This is a genomic window from Nitrospirota bacterium (assembly GCA_015233895.1).
Classification (GTDB): domain Bacteria; phylum Nitrospirota; class Thermodesulfovibrionia; order Thermodesulfovibrionales; family Magnetobacteriaceae; genus Magnetomonas.
This window is the reverse complement of the sequence record JADFXG010000025.1, coordinates 20779-44221: the sequence shown is the minus strand read 5'-3', so window position 1 is coordinate 44221 and position 23443 is coordinate 20779. Positions and strand designations below refer to the sequence as shown.

22 protein-coding genes are annotated in these 23443 nt (G+C 41.0%); 10 read left to right on the top strand and 12 right to left on the bottom strand.

The window, feature by feature from the left end; genetic code table 11:
• Positions 1-263 precede the first annotated feature (263 nt).
• From HQK88_13530 to HQK88_13520, 3 genes are all read right to left on the bottom strand, one after another.
• Entirely contained in the window at positions 264-776 is a 513-nt protein-coding gene (locus HQK88_13530) for an ORF6N domain-containing protein (protein MBF0617824.1), read from the bottom strand.
• A 550-nt stretch (positions 777-1326) separates the two neighbouring features.
• Entirely contained in the window at positions 1327-1536 is a 210-nt protein-coding gene (locus tag HQK88_13525) for a hypothetical protein (protein MBF0617823.1), read from the bottom strand.
• 253 nt (positions 1537-1789) lie between these two features.
• Positions 1790-2287, bottom strand: a complete 498-nt coding sequence (locus HQK88_13520) for a nucleoside 2-deoxyribosyltransferase (GenBank protein MBF0617822.1) — start codon at positions 2285-2287, stop codon at positions 1790-1792.
• A 131-nt stretch (positions 2288-2418) separates the two neighbouring features.
• Between HQK88_13520 and HQK88_13515 the strand changes: the two genes are divergently transcribed.
• The 8 genes from HQK88_13515 to typA all read left to right on the top strand — a co-directional run bounded on the left by HQK88_13515 (position 2419) and on the right by typA (position 11189).
• Positions 2419-4338, top strand: a complete 1920-nt coding sequence (locus tag HQK88_13515) for a hypothetical protein (protein ID MBF0617821.1) — start codon at positions 2419-2421, stop codon at positions 4336-4338.
• Positions 4339-4423: 85 nt separating this feature from the next.
• Entirely contained in the window at positions 4424-4819 is a 396-nt protein-coding gene (locus tag HQK88_13510; GenBank protein ID MBF0617820.1) for a cyclic nucleotide-binding domain-containing protein, read from the top strand.
• A 203-nt stretch (positions 4820-5022) separates the two neighbouring features.
• A complete protein-coding gene (locus HQK88_13505) occupies positions 5023-5865 on the top strand; it encodes a M23 family metallopeptidase (protein ID MBF0617819.1) in 843 nt (280 codons plus the stop codon).
• Between the two features lie 2 nt (positions 5866-5867).
• Positions 5868-6254 (top strand): polymer-forming cytoskeletal protein, encoded by a 387-nt coding sequence (locus tag HQK88_13500; protein ID MBF0617818.1) that lies wholly within the window; start codon positions 5868-5870, stop codon positions 6252-6254.
• Positions 6251-6628, top strand: coding sequence for a polymer-forming cytoskeletal protein (locus HQK88_13495; GenBank protein ID MBF0617817.1), 378 nt, complete (start codon positions 6251-6253; stop codon positions 6626-6628). Before HQK88_13500 ends, HQK88_13495 begins: the two co-directional genes overlap by 4 nt.
• Before the next feature lie 45 nt (positions 6629-6673).
• Entirely contained in the window at positions 6674-7381 is a 708-nt protein-coding gene (locus HQK88_13490; protein ID MBF0617816.1) for a hypothetical protein, read from the top strand.
• Positions 7382-7461: 80 nt separating this feature from the next.
• Positions 7462-9288, top strand: a complete 1827-nt coding sequence (locus HQK88_13485; GenBank protein MBF0617815.1) for a succinylglutamate desuccinylase/aspartoacylase family protein — start codon at positions 7462-7464, stop codon at positions 9286-9288.
• Between the two features lie 89 nt (positions 9289-9377).
• Positions 9378-11189, top strand: coding sequence for a translational GTPase TypA (gene typA / locus HQK88_13480; protein ID MBF0617814.1), 1812 nt, complete (start codon positions 9378-9380; stop codon positions 11187-11189).
• A 64-nt stretch (positions 11190-11253) separates the two neighbouring features.
• On the opposite strand, the gene HQK88_13475 is transcribed toward typA, so the two are convergent.
• Positions 11254-12987, bottom strand: a complete 1734-nt coding sequence (locus HQK88_13475; GenBank protein ID MBF0617813.1) for a hypothetical protein — start codon at positions 12985-12987, stop codon at positions 11254-11256.
• A gap of 268 nt (positions 12988-13255) precedes the next feature.
• Between HQK88_13475 and HQK88_13470 the strand changes: the two genes are divergently transcribed.
• Both HQK88_13470 and HQK88_13465 read left to right on the top strand, forming a co-directional pair.
• Entirely contained in the window at positions 13256-16063 is a 2808-nt protein-coding gene (locus HQK88_13470) for an EAL domain-containing protein (protein ID MBF0617812.1), read from the top strand.
• Positions 16047-16211, top strand: coding sequence for a hypothetical protein (locus HQK88_13465; protein ID MBF0617811.1), 165 nt, complete (start codon positions 16047-16049; stop codon positions 16209-16211). Before HQK88_13470 ends, HQK88_13465 begins: the two co-directional genes overlap by 17 nt.
• 275 nt (positions 16212-16486) lie before the next feature.
• Here HQK88_13465 and rdgB read toward each other — a convergent pair whose 3' ends face one another.
• The 8 genes from rdgB to HQK88_13425 all read right to left on the bottom strand — a co-directional run bounded on the left by rdgB (position 16487) and on the right by HQK88_13425 (position 23442).
• On the bottom strand, positions 16487-17092 hold the full coding sequence (rdgB, locus tag HQK88_13460; protein ID MBF0617810.1) for an RdgB/HAM1 family non-canonical purine NTP pyrophosphatase: 606 nt from the start codon (positions 17090-17092) through the stop codon (positions 16487-16489).
• Positions 17089-17805, bottom strand: a complete 717-nt coding sequence (gene rph, locus HQK88_13455; protein ID MBF0617809.1) for a ribonuclease PH — start codon at positions 17803-17805, stop codon at positions 17089-17091. The genes rdgB and rph overlap by 4 nt, the downstream gene beginning before the upstream one ends.
• Positions 17806-17835: 30 nt before the next feature.
• The gene (locus HQK88_13450; GenBank protein MBF0617808.1) at positions 17836-18675 is read right to left on the bottom strand and encodes a glutamate racemase; all 840 of its coding nucleotides are present in this window, start codon (positions 18673-18675) and stop codon (positions 17836-17838) included.
• Positions 18665-19225 (bottom strand): GerMN domain-containing protein, encoded by a 561-nt coding sequence (locus HQK88_13445; protein MBF0617807.1) that lies wholly within the window; start codon positions 19223-19225, stop codon positions 18665-18667. The genes HQK88_13450 and HQK88_13445 overlap by 11 nt, the downstream gene beginning before the upstream one ends.
• 10 nt (positions 19226-19235) lie before the next feature.
• On the bottom strand, positions 19236-20216 hold the full coding sequence (locus HQK88_13440; protein MBF0617806.1) for an N-acetylmuramoyl-L-alanine amidase: 981 nt from the start codon (positions 20214-20216) through the stop codon (positions 19236-19238).
• Positions 20217-20381: 165 nt separating this feature from the next.
• A complete protein-coding gene (gene cheB, locus HQK88_13435) occupies positions 20382-21407 on the bottom strand; it encodes a chemotaxis-specific protein-glutamate methyltransferase CheB (protein ID MBF0617805.1) in 1026 nt (341 codons plus the stop codon).
• A gap of 3 nt (positions 21408-21410) precedes the next feature.
• Positions 21411-23012 (bottom strand): HAMP domain-containing protein, encoded by a 1602-nt coding sequence (locus HQK88_13430; protein MBF0617804.1) that lies wholly within the window; start codon positions 23010-23012, stop codon positions 21411-21413.
• Positions 23002-23442, bottom strand: a complete 441-nt coding sequence (locus HQK88_13425; GenBank protein ID MBF0617803.1) for a hypothetical protein — start codon at positions 23440-23442, stop codon at positions 23002-23004. The genes HQK88_13430 and HQK88_13425 overlap by 11 nt, the downstream gene beginning before the upstream one ends.
• Position 23443: the final 1 nt, after the last annotated feature.

Sequence of the window (23443 nt, the reverse complement as noted above, 5' to 3'; positions counted from 1 at the left end):
GATAGATAGATAGATGTTACTGCGTTTAATTGCATATTTCTCAGAGAACTATAAAACATAAACGCTTAAGCATCTCCCCTTCCTGCCCGTGATTGAGGAGACTTTAGCATATGTAAAAAAATAAGTCAAGAAAAAAAATATTTATCGCTTTTAGTAGATTTCATCGTGAGAGCTTATATTAAGCAGATGTACAGTATCTTTATTAATTTGAACAGTAGAGGGATATAGTTGAATATCAGAGCAGGTGTCTTTTACCCTGTTAATTATTCACTATCTTTCCCAAATCCAATTATCCTCTTTGGCTTAATAGCTGGGTTCATAAGCTGGCTAATAACATCAAAGACTGTTTTAAACTGAGAGTCATATTTACTCTCCATCTCGTTAAGTTTTAGTGCAAGGTCCTTGTGAGTGGAAAGAATCTCCCTGAGTTTTACAAAAGCCCTCATTATCGTAATATTGACTTCTATCGCTTTGTCACTCTTAAGCACGCTGGAGAGCATTGCCACACCCTGCTCGGTAAAAGCATATGGTAGTGAACCGCCAAGATACTTTTTGTGAGGTATCACATTTTGTGATACCAATGATTCCACCTCAGTGTCATAAATCTGAAACATGAAATCTTCTGGAAACCGTTTGATATTTCTTTTAACAGCCTGAACCAACGCTCTGGTCTCCACTGCATAAAGTTCGGCAAGGTGCGGGCTGAGCATAACCCTATGTCCACGGATTAAGATTATCCTATTCTCTATAATCTCATGCAGTTTAAGATTGGTCACTTCAGACTCTTTTACTATATCTTAAAAGCAAAAATCGTATTTTCACTAAACTATATCATTATTATGTGTAACTCGGTATTTTACAAAACAGCTGGCTTCAAACCGCTAATCACATGCAGTCTTTTTCAGAGAACTATAAAACATAAACGCTTACTGCACTCCTCTCTCTGACCGTTGTTGGGGAGACTTTAGCATATGTAAAAAAATAAGTCAAGAAAAAAATTATAATGTCTTTACAGTAATTTATAAGTTTTTTTAGGTTATATGATAGTAGAGATGTTAGTTCTGGTACTTTTTATTATTTATACACACTACCTCTGACGTCAGCTTTATAAAAAAGAACTAAGGAACTTTCATCATTCACTTCATACAAAAATCTATATTTCCCTATCCTTAGTCTGTAATGTTTCTTTTTCCCTTGCAGCGCTTTAATGCCCAGGTTATTATAATAAGGATTTTCTGCTAATTTGTTAAAAATACAAAGCAAATTTTCTTTAGTTTAATATCTTTTAATTTTATGAATTTATATACATCCTTAGAAAAATGGAGTTCATACATCAATCAATTCTTTCCTGAGTTGATCCAAAGATATAGTTTCTTTTGCCTCCAGTTCTCCTAATGCCTTTTCATATGAGACTTTATCTTCTTCTGTAAAAAAAGTATCATCAATTATCTCAATTTTATCTTTAGGTAATTGATTCAAAAACCAGAGAACATTATCGTAAATGCTTTCATCTATCTCTATATGTACCTGCTGCATTCAAACACCCCCTTTTCAAACACCTTACGACAGATGTTATTTCTGTTGTCAAAGCTCCTGATGTTAGTTTAATCCAACCACTTTGATTTTGTAAATTTGTATGTAAATATTTTTTACCTGTTATGGTCTCTTATCGTCAATTTCCCAGTACCACACGCTTTTTTTGTGTATTAAGGCCTAAAAGATTGGCAATAATCCTAATTGCACATGGGTTGTTAAAAATTATACGACAAGAAGGATAAAAGTGAGTTATCTAATAGGGATGGTTTTGCTGATGTCCGTTTTTGATGTCAATGTATAGCCAAATAAAGAGAGTTTTTAATAGTTTTTCGATAGTATCAACAATTTTGTCACACGAGCACTCTATCATGGCGTTAACTGTTGTTGCGGTAAATTCTCCGACATTTCTTACATCAGTTCTTATGCCGACTATTTTTTGTCTTTGCTGCTTGTGTTTAGTGAAATATCCGACCTCCCAGGCCGTGCCATCGTCCACCTGACTTCCGTCTAAAACTGCCACCAATATATCCACCTCATCAAGATGGCTCCTGCAGCGATTGAATATTTCAAATTTTGCATTTTCACCTAAAGCCAATATCTCCTTATAGGATATTAGCTCCTGAGGGTTTATTATGTTGACATCGAGGCCCTTATCCTCCGCAAATCGTTTAATATACCCCTTTATAAGATTAACCCACCTGCGTTCAGCTTTAGAAAACAAAGGGCCTGCTAAATATATAGTTTTCAAAATGTTTTTCTCATTTTATTTTCTCCAGATTACCACTCTTATTTTATTCGGCAGAACAGAGCAAAATCTTTACAGGGTAAAGGCGTAACAATCATCTTGACCAGAGAACCACTAAAAAAGTTAAAGTAGATTATATGGCTGATTTTAAATTTGGTTTCATACGCTCTCATATAAGCAAAAAATCTGTGCTTATTTTCATAGTAATTGTAATAGCCTGTTTGACTCCGCTAATGTATAAGTCGTGGACTAATACATCGCTTGAGTGCGTAAACTGCCACGGCAATCAGAGTGTAATGGAAAAGGCAGGTTATCCCTTTTTTTATGTTACAAACGAAATGGCTCAAAGGCAAAGTAAGCATCCGTTTGTCGAGTGCCGCGCCTGCCATCTGGGTAATGGACGGGCAAAGGACAAAGACACGGCCCATAAGGGTATGCTAAAGGCGCTTTTTGTCTCAGAAGATGGCACTCTTATTAAAAGAGACAATATATTTAAGGGCCCGCTTTTGCCCCATGGGGAGGATAAAATCTACGAGCTTATTCCTAAAGTTGAAGCCGGGGGCAAATCAGTTATCCCCTTTGAATTAAGAAATCTCCTCTGGCATGACAGAAACCCGGAAACCCTTAACTTTGATCCCCAAATTGCCAAACAGACTTGCGGCGCTCCCTCCTGCCACCCTGAGGAACTAAAACAGTTCAAACACTCCGTTATGGGCAGAAACTACCGGCAGCGTTATATGAAAACGTGGGTTAACCCTTATGGTCCTCACAACTGCGGACCGTCTTTTGCCGACACACCGCCTGTTGAGGTGCTTGAAAGCGCTGGTTTTGACTATAAAAACACTAAAGAAATCGCTAAAAACCTTAATGTTCCGTTTACTAAACATCAGGCAGAGGACAAACAGAAGTTCTGTAACGTCTGCCATGCCGGATGTCTTGACTGCCACTACAGTCCTAATGTTAAGGAGGGAGTCCATTCCTTTAATAAATCTCCAAAGTCTGAGACCTGCGCAGGCTCAGGGCGAGGCACAAGCATATGCCACCCTGGAGCTATGCAGTCCCGCCGCGGTGAGACCTACATAGGCGGCGATTACTCTATTCCAACAGGGATGAAGCCCGATGTCCACTACACGCGTGGTATTCACTGCGTAAGCTGTCATCCTACAGGGGAAAAAGGCATGGCCGATATGGAACGCAAAGCGACATGCCAGGATTGCCACATTGAAATTGAAGACGCTCACGCACGCAGTATTCACAAAAATCTGGACTGCAGCTCTTGCCATATAAGCGAGCTGCGCGGTTATCAAATCACTATATGGGGGCCGGGCAAAATTGCAGGCATAGAAAATCCATTTAAAAAGTATTCGCTCTACTATGGCATACAGAGCCCTCCTATAATAATGAAAGACGAAAAGGGTATATGGCGCCCTTATAAGGTGTGGCCCCATAGTGTGGGAAATATTAAAAATGATGTTCCTCCCTCTAAGTCTGTAATGTTTAGGTGGCCTAACGGCGAAACTAATGACGCATACTTTATAAACGGTACGTTTGACAATTTAACAGCTAATAACAAACATCTGCTGTGGATTCAGTTTGATCAGGCAGCACATCCTTTTGGTAAAGCACGAGAGTGTGCCTCTTGCCACGGCCATGCCCAAAAGTCCAGTTCAACGTGGGAGTTTTTCGATGATGAAGGAGCATATTCGTTTACCGGTTCCCACTCTATCAAGGCCGATGAAAACGGCCTCAGAATTGAGGATATGAAAAACACATCCCCTATTGAGCTAATGGAAGGGGCAAAGCTTGAAGATTTTGCGTCGTGGGTATTTTTAAAAGACAAGTGGCAAATGCCGGGGGATTTCTCTGTTAAGGCGGATGCTGAAAAATACAAAAAATACCTGCAAATTTCGGAGGAAATCGAGGGGAAAATAAAAATTCTGGCAAAAGCTGCCAGTACACTTGATAATGTTACACGAAAACGTGTAAAATCAACCGTTGGTGTTGCACTCCATGACCCTGATGAGACTGCAGCTCTTGATGGTTTTTTTAGGAAATGACTAAAAGTCATAGGCGGGGTTTATACAGCTGAAGTGGATTTGGCAACATAAAGTACAGTAAGAGCAGCAACAAGCGGAGGATTCAATGAAAAGAGTAGCCGTAACTGAAATATACGAGGATGGGCAGGCGATAATCAAGCAAGGCACACATGGGGAGGGGACGTATGTGATACTTTCCGGCTCTGTTGCAATTAAAATAAAAGTAGATGGTGTGGATATAGTCATTGCAACTTTGAACAAAGGCGATATATTTGGACATATGAGCTTTATAGACAAACAACCTCGTTCGGCCACAGCTGTTTCAATAGGACAAACAAAAGTAGGGATTTTCGATATGGATTATCTTGAAAATGAGATAAACAAGACCTCTGAGGATTTTAGAATGATTATAAAAGCATTAACTGAAAGACTCAGGGAAACAACGTCAAAAATGGTCAGTTTAACAGCTAAGTACTATAAACTTACTGGTAAGACTGAATAAAACATAGAGGATTTTAATAAGGAAGGGTACTAAAATTGAAGTTTTTTGCAAAATATAATGCTTATGCCTGCAGTGTAGTTTCTTTTTTGTGTGCTCTTATGCTATAGTTCTCTAGTTCATAATATACAAGGCTGCCCAATGCGACGGTGTTTATTTTAGCAGTGGAGTCGCCAATAGCATTAACAAGGGGGTTGTAATAGGTTATGTCCGGGTTTAAAAGATATATCAGACGTTTGTTCAGTCCAATAACGATAATGATTGTTCCCCATGACGCTGAAAAAACATACCATTTTAAGATGCCCTCTGTCGGCATTGTTATTCTTTGCGGTTTTTGGTTTACATTTACCGCCTATATGATAAATATGGGCGTAACAACAAAAAAGTATAACGAATTAAAAGATAAAACCGATTACTATTACACACAGTTTGTAGAGGTAAGATCAACAATCAGTTCAATTAAAAAAGCCGAGTCTCAGTTAAAAACCATGCTCGGCCACAACAAGGGAAAAGAGGACTTATTTAAAAACATGGATCAGACCGATTCCGGCTCCGTAAATATCGGGCTGATAAGGCAGCAGATAGAGGAGTCAGTCAACACTGTGGCTGAGTTAAAAGAATATCTTAAGCAGCAAAAAGATGTTTTTTACTCTACTCCTACAGGGCTGCCGGCAGGGGAGGGTAAAATCAGTTCAGGCTTTGGCTGGAGGACGCATCCAATGAGCGGGAGGTCTGAGTATCACACCGGAGTGGATTTACCAATGTCCCCAGGCTCATCCGTAAGAGCAACAGCAGACGGCATTGTGGTGTATGCTGACTGGAGTTCCGGAAACGGGCGGCTCGTAATCTTAGAACATGGTTTTGGCTTTACTACTTGTTATGCCCATAACAGCGAAATAGCCGTAAAAGTGGGTCAAATGGTCAAACGTGGCGATGTAATAGCCTATTCAGGTTCAACTGGCAACTCAACAGGTCCGCATGTCCACTATGAGGTATGGAAAGATAACGTCCCTATAGATCCTCAGCCTTTTTTGCATAAGGACACCTAAACATGTTTAATAAAAAACACGACAGGATAGAGACTTTAATAGGGGTAAATTCAGAGATAAAAGGGATTATAACCTTAAAGGGAACTCTTAGGGTAGATGGTTATTTTGAAGGAAACGTGAAAGCCGACTGGGTAATTGTTGGAGAAAAAGGCCACATTAAGGGTGACATGGTTGCCAGCGGTGTTGTGGTGGGTGGTTTTGCCGAGGGCAACATACATGCCTCTGAATACATAGAGATAATGTCAAAGGGCAGGGTGCTTGGAGATGTAGATACCCAAAAACTTGCCATTTTAGAGGGTGGGCTTTTTGAAGGCCACTCTAAGATGCACCAGGGCGGCAAGATGGAAAAAGAACTATCCGTTGAAATAAGAAACCAGATAGAGCAGTGAAGGGTGCACCGCAAATAGACGGATTTATCGGCACAGGTGTTGTTTTAACCGGCAGACTGGTCTTTGATGGTACACTCAGAATTGACGGTAAGTTTCAGGGTGAAATTGACTCCTCCGGTACGCTTGTTGTAGGGGAGGGCGCCTTCATAGACTCTATGAGTATAAGTGTGGATACGGCTTTGATCTCAGGTGAGGTAAGGGGTGTGGTAGAGGCTAAAACCAAAGTGGAGCTTCTCTCACGGTGCAGAGTGTATGGGGATATAAAGACCCCTCTTTTAGTCGTTTACTCAGGGGCTTTTTTTGAAGGTTATTGTGAAATGTCAAGATTCAGGCAGACTCCCTCCAATCAGGTTGCCATAGAGATTGAGGGGTAATTGAGGAAATCTTTTACGACATTTCAATGAGTGTTTGTTATTTGAATGAAAATCCGGCAAACTATAACTTTAATATATTTTAAAGATAAAAGCGGCAAGGCCCTGACCCTGAAGCTTCGTTCGTGGTTGTTTAAGTTCCTTGTGGTGTTTACTCTGTGTTTTTTTGCTTTGTCGGTGTTTGCTATTTACTTTGTCTACAAACTTAAAAAAGAAAATATAAGTATTCTTACTGAGTTAGACGCAACCGACAGGGAAAACAGGAATATAAAAGCAGCTGTTAAAGAAGCAGAAGCTAAAAAGCCTGTTTTAGATGTGCGTGTTAAAAAACCTGAGGTTGCTACTGAAAAACCCGTCCAGAGTGTTTCCTCTGAGGTGCAAAACATCAATACAGGGTTAATTGGGATAGAAAATATTCTGGCAAAACGATCTAACCGGGGTGATGCCCTTGTGATTTCTCTTGATTTGGTAAAGGCACAGGTTTCCACTACAAAACTCTCAGGATATGTTTTTTTAGTGTGGAAACTGTCTGATAAGTATCATAGTCTCCCGGAGTCTGAGGAAATAAAAAATGGCATTCCGGCTGATTTTAAAGAAGGCGATACTTTTGATATAAGGTACAGAAAACCAATCTCATGGAAAATCAACTACAGTGGCTCTGGCATACAATCGCTTACCGTTGTGGTTTATGCCTTAGACGGAAACATCCTTTTAAGGGAGAATATTACAGGGAAAGTTCTTGGAGCCAGCAAATGACGAAATTATTAAAAAAAGTAATTTTAATCAAATAATGCTAAAATACAACCATAGGCACTTAGAAACAGGAGGGAATATAGATGAAGGTTGTTAAATATTTCGTTTTATCTCTGGCATTTCTGGTTGCAGTGTTGCAAAGTCCTTGTTTTGGTAAGACTGAACATACGGTGTATTTTGAAAACACTGATTATGAGCTGCATGTTTACCATATCTCTGGCACAGAAAAGGGTAAAACTCTTATGATTATAGGTGGCATTCAGGGGGATGAACCGGGAGGTTATACAACTGCAGATCTTTTTGCGGATATTACCCTGAAAAAAGGCAACATGATTGTTGTTCCCAGAGCTAATTTCCTTTCGATTATCAAACATAAAAGAGAAATAAATAACGACATGAACAGGAGATTCAAAGTAAAAGACCGTGAGGACTATGAGGACAAAATAGTGGAAATCCTGAGAGAGCTTATAGGCAAGAGCGACTATCTGTTAAACCTCCACGAGGGATCCGGTTTCTATTCAGAGACGAGGGTCAGCAATCTTATAAACCCAGACCGCTTTGGGCAGTCCATAATAGCCGATGCTGACATGTATAAAACAGATGACGGAAGGGTGTTGTATCTGGGGAGAATTGCCTCTGAGGTTGCAACTGAAGTAAATGCAACAATAAAGGATGAGTCTCACTACTTCAGATTTAATAACCACCATACTTTTGAGAAAACCACCAGACATCCTGAACAGCGAAAATCGGCAACCTTCTATGCCCTCTCAACGCACGGTATTCCGGCTTTTGGAATAGAAGTCTCAAAAGAGATACACGACCTTGAGAAAAAGGTTCGTTACCAGGCGACGGTTATAAATGCTTTTTTAGAGAAATTTGGAATACTGCCGGATAATCCGCGCATTGTGCTTGATGCCCCACGGCTTAACTACATCGTGGTTTCCGTAAACGGTGATGAACACATAGTTCACAATAACAACTCCCTGCGGGTAAGCAAGGGCGACAATGTAACTATAACCGACATATCGGCAAATTACAGAAGGGGATTGAGTGCCGATATCAGCGGTATAGGGGTGGCTAATATGTTTAAAAGGGACTTTATCGTCCAGTCCTCGGTGAAAGCAAATATAAAGAAGGATGGAGTGCGGTTTGGCGGGGTGAGTTTTGATTTAGCTGAAAACCAGCCTGCTGCCATTAAAGCTGCAGTGTCTCATAAACCGCTTAGTGTTAAGGATGCAAAGTTCAAGTATCTTGTTGTAGAACTCAATGGCTTGAAACACGTATTAAATGACAAAGAACACCTGAAGTTGATCCGTGGTGATAAGCTCATGCTGCTTGATGTGGTTGCTGATGGAATCAGTCCCTCAGCGCTTACAGTTAATTTCCTTGGTTTTGTCGGTGATAAGGTGCATAACACAGGAGAGGACAGAGGATACACCATTAACACAGCAAAGGACCTATGGAAAGATTATTCCCTCGATAAGGCCGGAAAGTCATACTCCGTTGAGATAAGTATAGGGAAATCCTTAATAGGTGCTGTTTATGTTGATATTGATGAGCCCAAAATGGACTACATCGTATTAAAGCAAAATAGCGGTGTTAAGCGCTGCTATACAAGCGGAGATGTAATTACATTTAATTCAAAAGATACGGTTGAAATTGTTGATGCCAAAACTAATGTTAATAAAAACGACGGAGTAACTTATAGTTTCGAAAAAGCCTTGCCACAACGTAATGGAGAAATTGTTAAGAAAATGCTCCCCGGTGATTCCTTTCATATAAACGAGTTAACTGCTGATAAAGCTTCTCATTACAATATTGTGGTAAAAAGGGATGGAATTGTGTTAGGCAAAACCCAGGTTAAAATTGACGAGAAAATTGCCTTGTTAGAATCAGAAGATACCCATTAATACGCCTTACGCATATACGTTTATTTTAATTATGCGTGAATAAAAAAATCCTTTTACATTATCATACAAACTATGTTATTATTAATGTTATGAAAAAAAGAGATGATTTAAGAAACATAGCAATAATAGCCCATGTAGATCATGGCAAGACCACACTGGTGGATGCAATGTTCAGGCAGTCAGGGACTTTCCGGCAGACCGAGAGGGTTCAAGACCGTGTTATGGATAATATTGACCTTGAACGAGAGCGCGGTATCACTATAATGGCAAAAAACACGGCTGTCTATTATAACGGAATTAAGATTAACATAGTTGACACGCCAGGGCACGCCGATTTCGGTGGCGAGGTGGAAAGAACCCTCAAAATGGTGGATGGGGTTCTGCTTCTTGTGGATGCCTCAGAGGGCCCCCTTCCTCAGACACGATTCGTGCTAAAAAAAGCCCTCGAACTTAACCTTCCTCAGATTGTTGTAATTAACAAGATAGACAGACAAGATGCCAGAATCTCAGAGGTTCTCAACGAAATATACGATCTGTTTATTGACCTTGACGCCAAAGAAGATCAACTTGAATTCCCGATTATCTATACAAATGCCAAAAAAGGAGTGGCAAAGACCGATATCAATGGTGATTCAACTGACCTTAAGGCTCTCTTTGATGCCATAGTAACCCGTATTGCTCCGCCAGAGGACAAAAGAGACGAAACGCTGCAGATTCTTGTAACTAACATAGACTACAATGACTACGTAGGCAGATTGGCTATTGGCAGGATTTTTTCCGGCACAGTCAGAGTGGGCGACACCATATCCGTAGTTAAAGCCCAGGATGAGACGATGAAAACCAAAGTGGTCTCACTCTATACCTTTGACGGATTAAAAAGGGTTGATACTAACGAATCGTGCTGTGGCGACATTATAGCACTGGCAGGAATTGAGGGAATCACCATAGGGGATACCGTAACAAGTGTTGATAACCCAAAACCGTTAGCTCGAATAAAAGTAGATGAGCCGACAATTTCCATGTTGTTTTCAATAAACACGTCTCCGTTTGCCGGTAAAGAGGGCAGATTTGTAACAAGCAGAAATCTCAGGGAGCGGCTGGAAAAAGAGCTTCTTTATAATGTATCCATACGAGTTAATTTTTCTGCTATGGAAACATTTGAGGTTATGGGCAGAGGGGAGCTGCAACTGGCTATTCTTATCGAGATGATGCGCCGTGAGGGCTATGAGCTTTCGGTTGCGATGCCTACCACAATTACAAAAGAAACAGACGGCACAGTTTACGAACCAATGGAGGTGCTGGTGATAGACATTCCTGAGGACTTTGTCGGCGTTATCACAAAGCAAATTGGAATTCGTAAGGGCCGGATGCTTAAAATGCACAATAAGGGATTTGGGCGTGTTCGGCTTGAGTACAAAATACCATCAAGGGGGCTAATAGGTTTCCGTTCTCAGTTTCTGACTGACACTCGTGGCACAGGTCTTTTAAACCATATATTTGATGGGTATGAGCCATGGCAGGGGCCCATAAGTAAGCGTCAAACAGGTGCTCTTGTTGCCGACAGAGCCGGACGCACTACCGGCTATGCACTGTTTCATTTGCAACCCAGAGGGACCCTCTTTGTCACAGAAAACACTCAGGTCTATGAGGGAATGGTTATTGGTGAAAACTCCAGAGAAAACGACATAGATGTTAATATAACGAAAGAGAAGAAACTTACAAATATGCGGGCAAGCGGCTCAGATGAAGCACTGTTACTGGTTCCGCCAAAGATTATGAACCTTGACAATGCTCTTGAGTTTATCAAAGAGGACGAGCTTGTGGAGATTACACCTCAATCGATAAGACTGCGAAAAAGTATCCTTCAGGCTGGCAAAAGGCCAAAAAAGAAAACAGAATAAAACCTTTATAGATATTTAAGTCCTTAGGTGCACGTTACTGCCAAGCTCTCGGTACGTGCATTGTTTAATTTTGGCCATATGCGAGAAAATATATACTGAAATTTATGTTATCTTGTTTTATTGTTTTTAATGATACAAGTTTTGCTTTATAATTTACGTTTTTAAGGCTATTAACTGCATTTTCGTAATCCTCGTTATTAGAGGTAAGAAAGACGATTTTAGTTGAATTGTCAGGATGTATATTTTTTTCTATTTTAGGAAATTCAGTCCCAATCCGGCGGTATCTCCACATATATGCTGAATTGACAGCACGAAACATTCGCCCCATTGGGTCAGTTTCAGAGTTATACCAAAACAATGCTTCACAGTCAGGGTTGATTTCTTTTAAGTATTCAATTGTTTTTACAACAGCAATATGAGCACTCTCTCTTTCCGGGTTATTAGTGTTTTGAAAAACCTCCCTGAAAGAGGATAAATAGTTTATAACGCTGAAAGATAAACAAAAGAAAAGCACATAGGCAACATACCTGTTAGTTTTTGAAGTAATGTAAATAAAAAAACTACCGGCAATAAAAATAAATAATAAGATAAACCTCCTATACCTTATCATGACATAGATAAATCCTTCATCTGAATATAAACCAAAAGGAATGAGCAAGGTAGCAATCGAGCACACTACCACAAGGAGCATTTGTTTGCTGTTAAGTTTTTCCAAAAAAGGATAAAACCATGTAGCTATGGATAAAAACAAAAATGGTATTAGATTAGAAGCATAAAACATCTGTTGAAGGACTGGCTTTTTAAGTAATTCAAAAATAACGGCCATAATAAAACTTAAAACATATAATAAACGTAATAAAGTAATATTTTTTTCATTTGTTTTTCTAAAAAAAGAATAAAACAGAAGTATCAAGTTTATAAAAAAGGCTATTACCGGTATTACCAGATGGCCCGCATTGAAAAGCCACACAGCAAATGGTTGCTTCCACCTGTGATATCCTAGCGATAAATCCAATGCCACTTTAATTTGTGGAAGAAAAAAAAGTATCTGTCCGGAAACAGCGTAGTTTAAGATACAAAAAGAAATTGTTACAAGGAGGAAACTGATAGAAATCCAGGTGGCCAATTTAACGAAATCAAAATTGGTTTTCAGGGCTTTATTCCCATAAAAGAAAAATATTAAAAATGTTGGGGTATAAATTATCATATACAAATTTGTATATAATAAAAGTGCATAAAAGAAACCTGTGAAAAAACCTAAAAGAAGTTTTTCATTTGTTTTCTTTAAGTTAACCAGACACAGTATGATAAGTAAGAGATAAGTAATTTCAGCGCCGTCAACATAATCCCATCCTAACGAAAAGAGAAAGTATGAGTAGCAACCGAGTAAAATAGTAGTGAATAAGGCAGAGTTTTTATCGAGAACATTTTTAATAATAAAATATGCTGAAAAAAGGGCAGTATATAAGAAACCAAGATGTAAAACATAGTTGGCTGTAAGAGGTGGAAATACTTTGTATGCCAATATGCCTGGAACAATCCATGGGAAACGAGTGCCGAAGTAATTTGTATAAAAATAGCTTTTAAAGGCATTAAGGTGTCCTGAGAAATCCAGGAAATAACCTAAATAAATCCATGGATCAACATATATAAAAAACGCATTTGTAAAAATCCATTTATTGTTTAGTGTTAATAAAATAATTGGGAAAACTGCAATTGTAACAATATGGTATAAGTCAATCCGCTTGTTGAAACAAATATCTAAAATTACTCTGTTTTCTTTTGCCTGTAATGTCAAGATGTTTGTCCTGTCTGATAAGTTATTTGCAAAAAGCAGCATATATATAAGATTATTAAGTAGCCCTCATCTGCCATCCTCATGCCCATAATATTAAAACTATAGCATTTTTCTCACACAGATATACATAGGGGGCAAACGCAGTTGCTTTTCCTTATTAATTTGCGTGTGCTATAATTCATCAAATCAGAATTATATGTAAAGAAGGAACAGTGTACGAAAGCCGCTGATGGCTGGGATTCGGTTTAATTTTAGGAGGTGGCAGACTTTGAGATTATCGCTTGGCAATAAAATAAGCGCTCTCCTTCTTCTTATGACGTTAATAGCGGTAGCTGAGCTCCTTGCTATTTATTCTTACCAGTCAATTCAAAAATACGATGCTGCAATAATCAACATAGCCGGCCAGCAGCGAATGCTCTCTCAGACAATCAGCAAGTACATACTGTCTGTGGCTTACGGTAAGCGCAGTGATATAAAACTTCTCGATAAGGCAGTAAACAACTATGATTCAGCTCTTGATATGCTTTACAAAGGCACGGGTGATTTCCATGGTGGTGCACATAGACCAAATGGCGAGGTAGTTATCTCCCCTGCACCAAAAGAGATGACGGCACTGTTTGAGGAAAACATAAAAATATGGAACGCATTTAAAAAGGACATTGATGCCATAAAAGGCGGGGGTATTATTAACGATACCCTTAGAACAGAATTTGTTAACAATGACACTCTGCTTGCCATAAGTAACAAAATAACTCACGGCTTTGAAGATATTTCCAACAGAAAACACAGATATCTTATGAATGTACTGCTTATGATGACAGCGCTTGATATTTTGATATTTCTTTTTGGCGGGTATAAAGTCTATGAACTCGTAAGGCCGCTAAGTGAGCTTTCACAGTCTGTTACTAAAATAGGAAAAGGTGATTTTCGCCAGAAGGTTGCCCTGCCAAAAACAAACGATGAGATAAAGGACCTTGCCGTTGCATTTAATACCATGTCTCATAGCCTGAATGAGACCACAGTAACAAAAGACTTCATAGATGGTGTGGTTAACGCCATGGTAGATATGCTGTTTGTGGTTGACTCATTGGGTATAATTAAGACTATAAATAATGCTGCCGAAAGCGTGCTGGGAATTGGACGTGATGAGCTTGTTGGCAGGCCAGTTACCGATATATTTATCCCTGCAGAAAAACCAATGGTGGAGGATAAGCTGAAAGAGGCATTAGACATGGGAGCGATGGGTAAAGGCGGTTTAGGCAATGTAGAGGGCACTTTCATTACGATAAGTGGCACTAAGTTTCCAGTTCAATGCAGTTTTTCTTTTATGCGGGTCTCAGACAGAAACGACATAGTTTGTGTGGCAAATGACATCACTCAGAGAAAGCGCTTTGAAGAGGATTTAAGGAAACTCTCCACGGCTGTTGAGCAAAGCATAAGTTCGATTGTTATTACAGATATAAACGGTAACATTGAGTTTGTAAATCAGAAGTTTACCGAGTGTACCGGTTACACCCTTGCCGAGGTAAAAGGCAAAAATCCCCGCATTCTTAAATCCGGGAAACATGATCAGGAATTTTATAAAAACTTGTGGGATACCATACAATCCGGCAACGAATTCAGGTGTGATGTGTGTAACAAAAAGAAGGATGGGACACTCTACTGGGAATATCTGTCTATCTCTCCAATTAAAAACCCGCGTGGGGAGATAACTCACTTCATTGCTGTTAAGCTGGATGACACAGAAAGGAAGAGAATGGAGGAACACCTGAGACAGCTTGCTCACCACGACGTACTTACAGGGCTTCCTAACCGCACCTTGTTTGAAGACAGGGTGAAGCAGTCTATCCTTCAAGCCACAAGAAACAACTACTCATTTGCGGTGATGTTTTTGGACCTTGACAGGTTTAAGCTTGTAAACGATACGCTTGGCCACAACGTGGGGGATCTTTTACTTAAAGAGGTATCCTGTAGGCTTGAAGACTGTGTCAGGAAATCTGACACGGTGGCCCGTATGGGCGGCGATGAGTTCCAAATACTGGTTTCAAAGATTCTTCAGCCAACAGATTTAGTGCCTATAGCTCAAAAAGTCATAAAATCCATAAATGAACCTTATGTGCTTGGTGAGCATACGTGTAAGGTAGGGGTCAGTATAGGTATAAGCATATTCCCTAATGATGGAGAAACACTTGAGGCGTTAAATAAGTGTGCGGATGTGGCCATGTATCAGGCAAAGGAGCACGGGAAGAACGATTACAGGTTCTATGATTCGTCTATGGATAAGGCCATAACTGAGCGTGTGACTCTTGAAAAAGCACTTGTCAATGCTTTGGATTCAGAGCAGTTTGTGCTCCACTATCAACCGCAAATAGATATGAGTTCAGGCAAAATAGCCGGTTGTGAGGCTCTTATAAGATGGCAGCATCCTGAGACCGGTCTGATATCTCCTGCTAAATTTATTCCCATAGCTGAGGAGACGCATTTGATAATTCCTATTGGCAAGTGGGTAATAGCTGCAGCCTGCCGGCAGAGCCGTAAGTGGCTTGAGGCAGGGTATAAGCCCATTGTTGTTTCAGTAAACCTCTCGGCACAGCACTTTAAACTGCATGAGCTGCTAAAGACGATTACTGATGTTTTGGATGAGACCGGCATCTCCCCTGAGTATCTGGAGCTTGAGATTACGGAAAGCGGCCTTATGCAAAACGTTGAGGAAAGCATAAAAATCATGAATCAGATCAGAGAACTGGGCGTAAGCATTTCTGTCGATGATTTTGGCACAGGATATTCGTCTTTGGTTTATTTGAAACGTTTTCCACTTCAAACTCTGAAAATAGATCAGAGTTTTATCAGAAACTGCCCATATGATGCTGCAGATGCGGTTATAACATCAACAATCATCTCGATGGCACACAGTCTTAATATTAAGGTCATTGCTGAGGGAGTTGAAAACACTCAACAACTGGAGTTACTGCGTACCTTTGACTGTGACGAGGTACAGGGTTATCTCTTTAGCAAACCCGTCAGCGCCCATGAATTTACAGAGCTGCTTGAGGATGAGCATGTCTATAGTTTATAAGCGCAGTACAAAAAAAGACGAGCCACAGATTCACAGCCGCAGAAAATCAATGCGTGAGGTAAAGGCCCACTGTATCAATAAAGAGTGCCGCCTGAGAGAGAAAGGTTGCAAAGGGTTTGAGGGGTGTCCGGGTTACAAAACCATCTGATACCAAGCCGAGACCGTTGCAAAAATAATATAATTGTTTATTGATTTAACTCCGATAGATGGCTTAATTACTTTTACGGATGTAGAGAAAAGGACTGGATCCCGCAACAAGTGCGGGATGACAAAGGGGTGGTTCTTATCCTGTCATTCCTGCGAAGGCAGGAATCCAGTCTTTTATTAGCTGAGTTAACTATAAAGACATTTTTGTGAATTTTGCAACGGTCTCAAGCCGCATTCATTCGCCTAACTTTGTGTGATTATAAGGGGAATTAGGTATTACCCATTACTTCTGACAAATTTATCAACAAGAAAATCTCTCAGTTTGGCTGATGCCACTGCTCTGTGGCTTATTTTGTTTTTAACCTCACCGCCAAGTTCGGCAAAAGTTTTATCGTAACCATCAGGCACAAACACTGGGTCGTAGCCAAACCCCCGATTACCTCGTGGAGAGTCAATGATTTTACCGTGCACCTCGCCCATAAAAAACGACTCTGCTCCGCCATCTATAAAACAAAAAGCTGAGACATATTTAGCAGTTCTTTTGTCTTTCGGCACGTCTTTAAGAGCACTGAGAAGTTTAGCGATGTTATCGTTATCGGTTGCATTGTTGGCTTTTAACAAATCCGCATACCTTGCTGAATGAACGCCTGGTGCTCCCTGAAGGGCATCAACCTCAAGCCCCGAATCCTCTGAAACCACATACGTGCCAGAGAGTTTATACACAAACAGAGCTTTTATTAAAGCATTTTCACGGTAACCATTGCCGTCCTCTACCACAGAGGATAAGTCAACGCCGCCTATAAACTCAATGCCTGTGTCTTTAAACAGTGAGTTTATCTCTCGTATCTTCCCTTTGTTGTTAGTGGCAAGATAAATTTTCATGCGCTTAGCGCCTTTTTCTGCATCTCTATCAACTCTCCTATCCCCTTAGCGGCTAAGGAAATCATGATGTCCATCGTTTCCCTGCTAAATGGAGGGCCCTCGGCTGTTCCCTGGATTTCAACAAATTTGCCGGAACCTGTCATAACAACATTCATGTCAACATCGGCAACACTGTCCTCGTCATAGCATAAGTCCAACACAGGGGTTCCCTCGATAACCCCAACGCTTACTGCTGCAAGGGAGTCTTTTATCACATTTTTGAAAATTATGCCGTTTTCCTTAGCAAATTTCAGTGCCTCAACAAGGGCAACATAGGCGCCAGTTATAGAGGCAGTGCGAGTGCCTCCGTCTGCCTGAATTACGTCGCAATCTATCAGAATTGTTCTCTCTCCAAGGGATTTCAAATCAACTACGGAACGAAGAGCCCGCCCTATTAGTCGTTGAATCTCCTGAGTGCGGCCACTTTGTTTCCCACCGCGTGCCTCCCTTTGCATTCGTTGATTAGTGGATCTGGGCAGCATCCCGTACTCAGCTGTTATCCACCCTTTGCCTTTGTCTTTTAAAAATGTTGGGACCGAGTCCTCTATCGTTACCGTACAGATTACTTTAGTGCTGCCAGCGGTAATTAAAACCGAACCCTCGGCGTGCTTCATAACTCCTGTTTCAATCTTTACGGCTCTTAACTCATCATCTGCTCTGCCATCTGCTCTCATACTGTAGTTGTTCCTGTCTTTAAAAAAGGATTAGACGGCCACTGCCGTTTCAAGGGATGTCACCTCGATTTTTGTTATGTCCTCTATTGGGTCCTCAAGAAATCGCTTCCCTATTTTCTGGAATCTCTCTGGGCTGTCAGTTACATAATATTTCCTGAAGGTACCATGTGAATCTTGTTTGAGAATATCTGAATCAGACAAAAGCTGCCTGATATTTAACGACTTCTCTATTGCTGAATCTATTAGCGTGACCTCGTCTTCCATCACAGCTGTTATAACATTTTTTAAAAGCGGGTAGTGCGTACACCCAAGTACCAGTGTGTCTATCATTGATTGTTTTAAGCCGGCAAGATACCTGGTTGCAACAAGATATGTAACGTCTGTGTCAAGCCATCCCTCCTCAACAAGCGGAACAAACAGCGGACACGGCCGTTCAAACACAACAGCAGATTCGTCAAGGTTCTGGATTGCTCGCCTGTAAGCTCCGCTTTTAATTGTGGTTTCAGTTCCGATTACTCCTATGCGGCCGTTTCTTGTGGCATTGACTGCTGCCCTGGCTCCTGAGTCAATGACGCCAAGAGCAGGTATGTCAAAGGTCTGCTTTATAACGTCAAGACTGATAGCTGAGGCCGTGTTACAGGCTATTATCAGAAGTTTTATTCCTTTTTCTATCAAAAAAGAGCTGTTTTCCAGGGAATATTTGGTCACAGTTTCGGGAGAACGTATCCCATAGGGTACGCGTGCTGTGTCACCTAAGTATATAGTACTTTCGTTAGGAAGCAGAGCATGTATAGCTTTTAACACCGTAAGGCCGCCTACGCCAGAGTCAAATATCCCGATAGGTTTATCAGCCGCATTCTTATGTTTCATTAAATTTTACCTCTTGTGTCAACATTTTTTTCAATGGATACTTTATATAGCAATGGCCGCCGAGGGTTTCCTCTTCTTTGCCGTTTATGAGTAAAAAAACATCATCAGCTTCAACGTTGCTTGTTATGGTGTCATAGAGACTCTTTAGCAAAAGAAACTCTCCGGCAGCGTCTCCACTAAAATTCCTTTTTAACTCAGACGATATATCAACATACACCATTCTGTCAACACCATAGTAAAGCCCCAGAAGTTTCGCTCCCTCAGGGATACCCTCTCTATCGGTAATATGCTCACCACTTAGAAGCTCAGACACTGCAGCCCCTGCCAGTTTCAGAGGTTCAAAGTATTTTTTTGTTTTAATTGTGGTGGTCTTTAATTCCATGCCTTTACGATACACCACTGTTACGGTGGATTCCTCGCCTATTACCTTGCCCTGTCCTGCCTCCTTAAGAGCAACGACACTTTGCGATAAGGGGAGATCGTCTCCCTTGGACATTAGAAAGTATCCGATACCAATTCCTGCCATTACAAATATTGGTATCAGCAGCAAAAAAACCGTGCTACTTTTTCGCATAAGACACCAAAGCTTTATAAATAGCTTCTGAGATGGATTTTAAAGTAGCTGCGTTGTATAGAAAATCGCTGCTATTAGGGATCTCTATAAGGACTGCTGGGGCTGCTATGGCACTGAGGAGCGGCAGCGGCATCTCTCTGTGGTAAACATCGACATCACTGAAAGTGTCTTTAAGCGATGTCTCAAGTGCTTGTGTAAGAGCCAAACTTCTCTCTAAGTATGCAGCCTGAAGCGTATCCACCTTGTACCTTGAGGCTATTGTTTGTGAGCCTGCTGGCAATGTAGTTCTGTAAACTGTAAAATACCTGCCCTCAGACACGTGTAGTGACAGGAACATACTTATGCGCCTCTTTGATGCCTCCGTTATACGCTGCGCCAGTGTCATTGAGGAGTCGTCTTTTCTGATTAAAACTGATTTAGCCGATCTGGCGTTTATCATTTTTGAGAGTTCATTAGCCAAAGACAGCGTAAGAACGCTCTCCTTTGTGTTAGCAACCGGTAAGCCTATATCATTGCCGCCGTGGCCGGCATCTATAACGATAGTCAGTTGTTTGAGTTCTTTGCCCTCAGGGGGTGCACTCTGCTCTGGTTTCTTGTAGTCTGTCACATAAGCATCAACTACTAATCTGTAAGGGTTATTCAACCGTATTACTTTAATATTATCAAGATTTTTAATATTTAAATATATGCTGTTGTCTCTGGTAGAAAACTTGATGCCATCAGGAAGTTTGGGAGCTCCAATTGTAAAAGAGTCACTAAGCGATATCTTTATTACACTGTAAGAGGCCGCAACTTTAGCCTGGTTGAGCCATGTCTCATCAGGCAGCTCAAAGACAAATCGAAAGCTGCCTGTCTGTTCGCTAAAGCGCAAAGTCACATTGCTGCTTTCCATAGCCATTGCAGCCAATTGCCATAATCCCGCTGCCACGACAACAAGCACTGTTAAAAGCACATACCTCTTTGTCACAACCCAGACATTATAGCATACATGTCTTATGTTTGCTATAGAAATATTGATGCAACAAGCTCCGATTCAGGCATTTGCACCTGACAATATCTAAGATTTTGTTCTCTGAATGTTTCATAATACGTTCAGCAACCTGTATCGTTAGCAATGAAATAGTATAAATTTTTAGTTTGCAAATCTTATTATTTCTTTACATATTTCTGTAACAGAGAGGACTTTATCCACAGAGCCTGACTTTAGAGCCTCAGCATTCATGCCAAAAACTACCGAGCTGTCCTTGTCCTGAGCTAATGTGGTGCCTCCTTTTTCTTTTATTGCTTTGATTCCCTTGACGCCGTCATCTCCCATTCCTGAAAGTATTATACCCATGGCACCATTTCCATAAGCGTTGGCTGTTGAGACAAGGAGCTTGTCACAAGAGGGATGATAAATCTCATGAGGCAGCCGTTTGGTTAAATTAACAACCCTTTCCTCGCCAATTTCCATATTGTACTCAGATGGAGAAAAGTAAACAACAGCCGGTTTGAGAGGTTCCTGATCTTCTGCTATTTTTATATCTATTTGGACAATGGCATCAAGCCATGATACAAGGCCGGTTATAAAGCCGTCTGACATGTGTTGGGCTATAACCACAGGGCATGGGAAATCATCCGGTAATCCGGGCAATATTAGTGACAGAGCCTTAGGGCCTCCGGTTGACGAGGCTATGGCTATTATCTTTTTAAGTGCGGTTGTTTTTATAATATCCGGCTGCACACGGCTTTCCGCCACTATGCCAAACTTTCCCCTTATATGGCTTATGACCTTAACTTTTGAAAGGAGTTTTATTTTTTTTATGAGAGTTTCAGGCTCTGCGGCTACGTCTGCCTTGGTCAGTACCTCAAGAGCACCTGCTGAGATACAGCGAAAAGCCGTGTCAGCCGAGGACTGTGACGTCAGAACCAGGATTGGGACAGGATCTTCAGCCATTATTTGAGTTATAGTATGCAAACCGTCCAGGACAGGCATCACCACATCCATTATTATAATGTCTGGAGTTAAGGCTTTAGAAAGTTCAGTCGCCTTCCTGCCGTCTGCGGCCTCACCTATTACCTCTATCTCAATGTCCCCGCTTAGAATTTTCCTGATGCGGGTTCTGACAGAGGAGCTGTCATCAACGACAAGCACTCTTAGTTTACTGTCTTTTGGCAAGCCTTAACCCTTTAGGACAAACTTTTTCACAATATCCTGCAAATTACCAGACAAAGCGGACAGATTCTTAGCTATACCGTGGACATGGTTAATTGCTCCAGCTGACTGCTTCGCACCATCTTCGATTTCCCTGAGCGCTATGACGACCTGCTCTACTGCTGTGCGCTGCTGCATCGTGGAGAGGGAAATCTCCCTTGCCGCATCACTTGTGGCATGTGCTCCTTCTAAAATCTCAGCAAGAGTTCTTGTAGTTTCTGAGGATGTGCCAAGGCCTTCGGCAATAGCCCTTGAACTCTTTTCTGAGGCCACCACAAGGCGGTTTACAGAGTCCTGTATTTCTGTTATCTTTGATTCAATATCTGCCGTGGAATCCATAACACTATCGGCAAGCCGCCGTATCTCAACTGCCACAACTCCAAAACGTTTTCCGGCCTCTCCGGCTCCTGAGGCCTCAAGTGCCGCGTTAAAAGCTATCAGTTTAGTATTGTCCGCTATATTGTTTATTATTTCCATAACTCTGGTTATGTCTTTTGATTTTTTACCAAGTTCAAGCACCTCATTTAATCCACGTTTGTTATCGGTGCTGATTTCCGCCATGTTTTTGGAGGTTTTATCTGTAACGTCCGCTCCTGCTTGTGAATCAGTAAGTGTGTGCGCGGCTATTTCGGCTACCGACTGAGAGTGCTCAGCTATCTGAGTACTTGAGGCCGAGAGTTCCTCCATAGTGGAGGTTATCTCCGATATTGAGGCTGTCTGCTCTGTGGTGATAGCGGCTTGTTTTTCAACTGCCTCATAGATTTCATTTGCCGAGGTTGAGACGTTTCTTACTGTGGTGGAGAGTGTGCTTATGATTTGGTGGAGATTATCAATGTTGGTGTTGATAATTGTGGCCAGTGCGTATATTTCGTTACTGCCTTCTATTGGAATTTTTACGGTAAGGTCGCTTTCTGAGCCTTTAAGTGTCTTCATTATGCTTTGTAGCGGCCTGTTTATTCCGCGTCCAACGTAATATATAAACCCTGAGGTTATTGTAAGGGAGAGAAACATGATCGTAAGGAGATTTTTTCTTGTCCTGGACATAAAAACCTCAGTATCGTCAGTTACCTTTGAAAACTTATTTTTTTGCACGGCAATCAGGTCAATGAGTTTTTGCCTGACCTCACGCCACTTTGGGGTTTCTCTTACCACTATACACTCTGAGGCACTGGAGAGATTCTTTTGAGCGGACAGCGTTAGACACTCCTGCCGGAGGCGTTCGTTATCCTCCCATAGAGCTTTGATTTCCACAAGTGTTGTTTTCATTTGTCCACCAGATAAGATCATTGCGTCTTTATGGGCTTCAGCGAAAATCTCTATAGCTTTTTTGTAGTTGCTCCGTGCCTTGTCATCAGCGCTGTTTAAGATTATGTTTCTTGTTGCCTGTTCTGTTTGCAGGCCGTTAGCGTACATATCGTTAATGAGCAGCAGCAGTGCCTGGTCATTGTTTATTAGCTTTGAGATTCTATCTCTTGTATCAGCGCTATGGATAAAAAACAGCAGGGTTATCACTATAAAGACAACCACATTTAAAGCAGCAAGAAGATATAAATTCTTTTTAATTGTCATCTGAGTTACTATCCTCCTTAATTTCTGAAATAAGCTTTTTTAAATCTATAAGAAGCAGCAGCTTATCTTCTCTTAAGGCCGCTGCCCATATGGATTTCCTTTTCATGTGTTTTACTAAGACAGCAGGAAGCGGACTTATGGAATCAAGCCTGATGCTTTCAACATCACACAAATCCCCAACGGCTAACAAAGTGTTTTCTTGTGTTCCTTTTACGGCAAAACACACCTTTGAGCCACCGTGTGTTTCTGTGAGACCTATGATTTTATCTAAATAGAAAACCTTATAGTTAGCTTTAACAGCCTCATTAACAGAAATCATTTCAAATATGTCTTCAGAAAGAGCGGCAAATGTACTGCCTGAGGCGGATGTAAATGTTACAAAATCGCACCATTTTGACGTTGATACATCATGTGAACCGGCTGCTGTCATT